At 64.3% G+C, this 4827-nt stretch carries 7 protein-coding genes and 1 pseudogene; 5 read left to right on the top strand and 3 right to left on the bottom strand.

The window, feature by feature from the left end; all coding sequences use genetic code 11:
* Positions 1–655 precede the first annotated feature (655 nt).
* From H5395_RS17685 to aqpZ, 5 genes are all read left to right on the top strand, one after another.
* Positions 656–952: a type II toxin-antitoxin system RelE/ParE family toxin gene (locus H5395_RS17685; RefSeq protein WP_182793835.1), complete on the top strand. Its 297-nt coding sequence runs from the start codon at positions 656–658 to the stop codon at positions 950–952.
* 3 nt (positions 953–955) lie between these two features.
* The gene (locus H5395_RS17680) at positions 956–1252 is read left to right on the top strand and encodes an addiction module antidote protein (RefSeq protein ID WP_182793834.1); all 297 of its coding nucleotides are present in this window, start codon (positions 956–958) and stop codon (positions 1250–1252) included.
* Positions 1253–1615: 363 nt separating this feature from the next.
* Complete coding sequence (locus tag H5395_RS17675; protein WP_182793833.1) at positions 1616–1915, top strand: nucleotidyltransferase family protein; 300 nt, start codon at positions 1616–1618, stop codon at positions 1913–1915.
* Between the two features lie 14 nt (positions 1916–1929).
* Positions 1930–2253 (top strand): DUF86 domain-containing protein, encoded by a 324-nt coding sequence (locus H5395_RS17670; protein ID WP_255440802.1) that lies wholly within the window; start codon positions 1930–1932, stop codon positions 2251–2253.
* A 383-nt stretch (positions 2254–2636) separates the two neighbouring features.
* Positions 2637–3368: an aquaporin Z gene (aqpZ, locus tag H5395_RS17665; RefSeq protein WP_182793832.1), complete on the top strand. Its 732-nt coding sequence runs from the start codon at positions 2637–2639 to the stop codon at positions 3366–3368.
* A gap of 254 nt (positions 3369–3622) precedes the next feature.
* On the opposite strand, the gene H5395_RS19205 is transcribed toward aqpZ, so the two are convergent.
* The 3 genes and pseudogenes from H5395_RS19205 to H5395_RS17655 form a co-directional block, all read right to left on the bottom strand.
* Positions 3623–3781 carry a hypothetical protein gene (locus H5395_RS19205; RefSeq protein WP_255440801.1) on the bottom strand — a complete coding sequence of 53 codons (159 nt, stop codon included), beginning with the start codon at positions 3779–3781 and terminating at the stop codon, positions 3623–3625.
* Between the two features lie 171 nt (positions 3782–3952).
* Positions 3953–4138 (bottom strand): annotated as a pseudogene (locus H5395_RS19650) (helix-turn-helix domain-containing protein); the annotation flags it as partial.
* Positions 4139–4158: 20 nt separating this feature from the next.
* Positions 4159–4644 carry a winged helix DNA-binding protein gene (locus tag H5395_RS17655; RefSeq protein ID WP_220495117.1) on the bottom strand — a complete coding sequence of 162 codons (486 nt, stop codon included), beginning with the start codon at positions 4642–4644 and terminating at the stop codon, positions 4159–4161.
* Positions 4645–4827 lie beyond the last annotated feature (183 nt).

Raw genomic sequence — 4827 nt, 5'->3', positions numbered from 1 at the left:
GGGTTCGGGTTGGGACGCTGGCGCGGCTGCGCTACGCCGACAAGGACCGCGATGGATTGGACTGGGGCACCGTTGCGCCGCTGCGCGGCTTGGGTGGCCTTGGCAAGCTCGATGTCCTCCTGCGACACGCCCGACCGGCGCAGCTCATGGATGGTCGCTCTGGGCATGTCCGCTCCGATAGTTGCCTGTGGCGCAACTACAGTTGCCTGTGGCGCAACTGTCAATCTCTTTCGCGGCCAGCGTAGCAAGGCTGAAACCGCGAAAACGCTCCAGCGTATCCATGTATCCTAAAAAGAAAGAAGGGCTGAGAACCACAGACGACGGCAACGCCGGTCCAGAGCGGCACGGCGGGTCACCGTGAGAGGCGAACGGCAGCTGTCGCCAAGACGGAACCGACAGGAAGGCACGTCCGAAGGACGCGATGTTTAGGGCGCTTGATCGGCAACGTCGCACCCGCGTCACGGCTGGATCAGGCCATGAACAAGGAAGGGGTCAGGCGGCATCCGAGGTGTTTTTTGGTTTTGTAGACACAAACCATTTCCTGCTATGTGCCCTCCTTCTCGCTCACCTTGTCCTCTGGTCCTGGTCTCCCTCAGGTGCAGGACGCTTTGACACCTTCCGTTGTCAGCCCTAATTTGATAACTATAGTTTGCAGATGATCGAACTGATCCGAAGCGCCACCTTCGACCGTTGGCTGTCCGGCCTGCGCGACCGTCGGGCCGTTGCCCGCATTGTCGCGCGCCTGGACCGGCTGGCGATGGGGCATCCCGGCGATGCCGAGCCGATCGGCCAAGGCCTCTCCGAGCTTCGGATCAACTACGGGCCGGGCTACCGCGTGTATTACCTCTCGCGCGGTCCCGTCCTCGTCATCCTGCTCTGCGGCGGCGACAAGTCCTCGCAGGGCAGGGACATCCAGCAGGCCAAGGCCTTGGCCGCAGAATGGAAGGATTGAGCGATGTCCGAGGAAACCTTTGCCCGCTACGACAGTGCCGACTACCTCCAGTCTGAGGCCGACATTGCCGCCTATCTCGAGGCCGTCATGGAGGAAGGGGGCGACGATCCGGCCTATCTCGCCCGCGCCCTCGGGACCGTGGCCCGCGCCCGGAACATGAGCGCCCTGGCGCGCGAGGTCGGCATGAGCAGGGTCGGCCTGAACAAGGCGCTGTCCGGTGAGGGCAACCCCACTCTGTCCACCGTGATGAAGGTCGCCAAGGCACTCGGGCTGAAGGTCTCGATCCAGCCTGCGGCCTGACGCGGCCTGGGCCTGTCAGGATCTGGTTCCTGCCCCCCTTTGGAGGGCTCTCTGGGGCCGTGTAAACATTCCACATTTCCTGCCAATGTTCACTCTTCAAATCGGCTCCTTGGTTCCGGCTCGACTCTCATGCGCTTCAGGGAGCTTGTCCCGCCAACCCTTGGTTCCTCGCAGGGCACCCCTGAGAGCCACGGAGAGGGCCCCTGAGTGGCGTTGCCGAGTTTTGGGATAGGGGGGCGGGGGCCTAAAAAAAGGGGCAGGAGACCGGCTCTGAGCCATGCTGCCGGTCGTGGGTCCGTCTGGTCGGGTTCTTTTGCGGCTCGCGGCCGGGTAGCTTACATTGGTCCCAGGAGGCGCCCCGACATGGTTCTGCAAACCCCTTCCCAAGCTCTGCGACACGGGCGCAGCCTGATCCGCGAACTTGCGGCCCGGCATCACACAGCCAATCCCCGTGTGTTCGGCTCCGTTGTGACCGGGCAGGATCGTGAAGGAAGCGATCTGGACGTGCTGGTCGAGCCGCTGCCCGAAACCACGCTCTTCGACCTAGGCGGCCTGCAGGACGCGCTTGAGGAGGCTCTTGGGGTGCGCGTCGATGTGAAGACCCCGATGGATCTTCCACCGCACATCCGGGCTGACGTGCTGCGGCAGGCGGTTCCGGTTTGAGAGCGCCGGAACGGTTGGCCGAATACCTCCGGCAGATGACCCAGGGCATGACGGATGCGCTGACCTTCATCGACGGCATGGACGAGGACGATTTCCTGGCCGACCTGCGGACGCAACGCGCTGTGGTCATGAGCCTGATGATCGTGGGCGAAGCTGCCAACCGCGTCGTTGCCGATTATCCCGACTTTGCCGAGGCGAACTCTGGCATCCCGTGGCGCAGCATGCGGGGGATGCGCAACCGCATCGCGCATGGATATTTCGACATCGATCTGCACGTGGTCTGGCAGACGGTTCAAGTCGAGCTGCCACGGTTGATCGACGGATTGGCCGGGCTGTAATCAGAAGGCGGAAGACCCTGAGACCCGACGAACGGCAGAGAGAAGTGCGCACTTATGCAAACCTGCGGTTTGCGTGCGGTCCTGTAGACAAAGCGGGCCGCGCCCTTTTGGCGGCATGAGGTCAGCCCTGCACCCCGGCAGAGGCCCTGCAACCGCCGGGAGAGAGGCCGTCGAGCGGCATCCTAGCCGCTGCGATCGCTAGGCAGATCGCGCCTGCGGGAGGGCTTAACCCCGCCTCCCGCGCTGGTCACAGGCTTCCGCCGTAAGCAATTTACCAGCAAAGATTTTTGAGTTCGGCCGTGTCAAAAAACTTTACTTGGTTCGTGCTGTCGTGAGACCACAAAAAGAACCAGCAAAGACTGGCCTCTCGGGAGATGCCGACGATGAACCCTCAGAAGTATGCAGCCGAGTTGATTGGTACCTTCTGGCTCACCTTCGGGGGCTGTGGCTCGGCGGTGCTGGCTGCGGCCTTTCCTGAGGTGGGCATCGGCCTTCTGGGCGTGTCGCTAGCCTTTGGCTTGACGGTGCTTACCATGGCCTATGCCATTGGCCATGTCTCCGGCTGCCACCTCAACCCGGCCGTGACGGTGGGCCTCGCGGCCGGTGGACGCTTCCCGTCCTCGCAAATCCTGCCCTACATCGTGGCGCAAGTCCTGGGCGCGATCTTGGGCGCGCTGGTGCTTTACATTATCGCCAACGGCGCTCCCGGCTTCGATGCGGCAGCCTCAGGCTTCGCGTCCAATGGCTATGGCGAGCACAGTCCTGGCGGCTACTCGCTGGGCTCGGCCTTCGTGACCGAGGTCGTGCTGACGGCCGGGTTCCTGTTCATTATCATGGGGGCCACCCATGGACGGGCGCCGGTGGGCTTCGCCCCCATCGCCATTGGGCTGGGGCTCACGCTTATCCACCTTATCTCCATTCCTGTGACCAACACCTCGGTGAATCCAGCGCGGTCCACAGGACCCGCGCTCTTCCAAGGCGGCTGGGCCATCGGCCAGCTTTGGCTCTTCTGGGTGGCGCCGCTGATTGGGGGCGCGCTGGGTGGTGTGCTCTATCGCTGGGTGAGCCCGCAGCCCGAGGAGCCGGTGATGGGTGGGGTCCGCAGCCCAGGTTGACGCGCTCGAGCCCCTTCTGGCCTTTGCAAAGCAGGACCCTGCTGACACGCCTTATGCAGCGGCCTCGGTGGAGAGGCCGCCGAAGCCAGCAGGCAAAACCTGAGCATCTCTGTTGGCACGAACTGCCGGATGTTCACACACCACTATGCGCCCTCCGCCCACAACCTTACCGCGAGTATCTGCCCCCCTTCCGCCGCTTCCCATAACACCCGTTATCGGGCGGACGGCACCCGGGAGTTGATCCGGGGAGACGCTCAGGCGCGACGCCAGGGCCACCAGCGGCGGGGCGGAGAGGAGGGGGACGAACTGGGGACGGCAACCGGTTCCGCGGCCGCGCGGGCGGCAAAGAGGTCGGCCAGCTTCTGGGCCAAGGCCTCGGCCGCCTGAGCGCGGGCCTCGGCGGCGCGGACCAAGGCGGCGCGCTCCTCGAGCCGAGCCTCGAGCTGGGCAATGGTCAGTCGCGCCGCGGCTAAGTCGTGGGCAGTGTCGTCCTTGGCTGCCTGGGCAGAGGAGTGGGCATCAAGTGGGCAAAGCTGGGCATTAAGTGGGCGTTGTCCAGGGGGCGCCCACTGGGCATCTGCCCATCTCTCAAGTTCTTGCGACGCGATCTGCCAACGGTTTCGATTGTCCCGAAAAGCGGGCAATTCCTGCGCGTCGATAGCTCGCATGATGGTGCGGCGGCTGACCTTCGCCCACTGGGCGGCCTGGGCAGGAGACAGCGGGACAGAGGTGGGCGCGCCCAGTGGGCGCCCAGTGGGCGACCTAGTCACGGCAGGAGAGCGAAGGGACGTCAGTTCTTGCCGCCCTCGATCACGTCCAGCCGGTAGCGTTCCACGGCCTGCCCGTGCGTGTTGACGTTGCCCCGGAAGGCGCCCTCGGGCGTTACGGTGATGATCTTGTTGCGGCCACGCTTCACCCGGCGGATCGCGCCGATCTCCTCAAGCAGATTGAGGGCGCGCGACATATGGGCGGGGCCTGTATGCGTGATCTCACAGAGGTCCGCGGCAGACTTGGTGCACTCGTAGGACTGCCAAGACAGGTGCCGGCAGATGATCCAAAGGATCATGCCGGCTTCCTTGGCCTGTGCGGTTGTCTTCGCCGCCTTGAACAGGCGTTCGGTCACGGCGTCCTGATACTGAAAAGCGATGGACACGTTGCCTCCGAAGAAGTCGAACTCGATCTGGGCGCATGCACCTAGATCCTTTGCGGTCTTTGCCGCTTCTCGCGCACGTTCAGCGCGCTCTGGGCTGCTTTCCTGCAACGCCTGCTGGTCCAACAATAGCGCAGCTTGGTCATACGTTCCACGCCGGCGCATCGCTCGATCGGTCAGGCTGGTGGGCGGGTTCGGGTTGGGACGCTGGCGCGGCTGCGCTACGCCGACAAGGACCGCGATGGATTGGACTGGGGCACCGTTGCGCCGCTGCGCGGCTTGGGTGGCCTTGGCAAGCTCGATGTCCTC

This window comes from Paracoccus sp. MC1854 (genome assembly GCF_014164635.1).
Lineage (GTDB): Bacteria > Pseudomonadota > Alphaproteobacteria > Rhodobacterales > Rhodobacteraceae > Paracoccus.
Note: the sequence above shows the minus strand (reverse complement) of the source record. Positions and strands in the feature narration are given on the sequence as shown.

Coding starts and splice junctions, on each gene's coding strand:
- H5395_RS17685 (WP_182793835.1), top strand. CDS start 656: ATGATCGAACTGATCCGAAGCGCCACCTTCGACCGTTGGCTGTCCGGC.
- H5395_RS17680 (WP_182793834.1), top strand. CDS start 956: ATGTCCGAGGAAACCTTTGCCCGCTACGACAGTGCCGACTACCTCCAG.
- H5395_RS17675 (WP_182793833.1), top strand. CDS start 1,616: ATGGTTCTGCAAACCCCTTCCCAAGCTCTGCGACACGGGCGCAGCCTG.
- aqpZ (WP_182793832.1), top strand. CDS start 2,637: ATGAACCCTCAGAAGTATGCAGCCGAGTTGATTGGTACCTTCTGGCTC.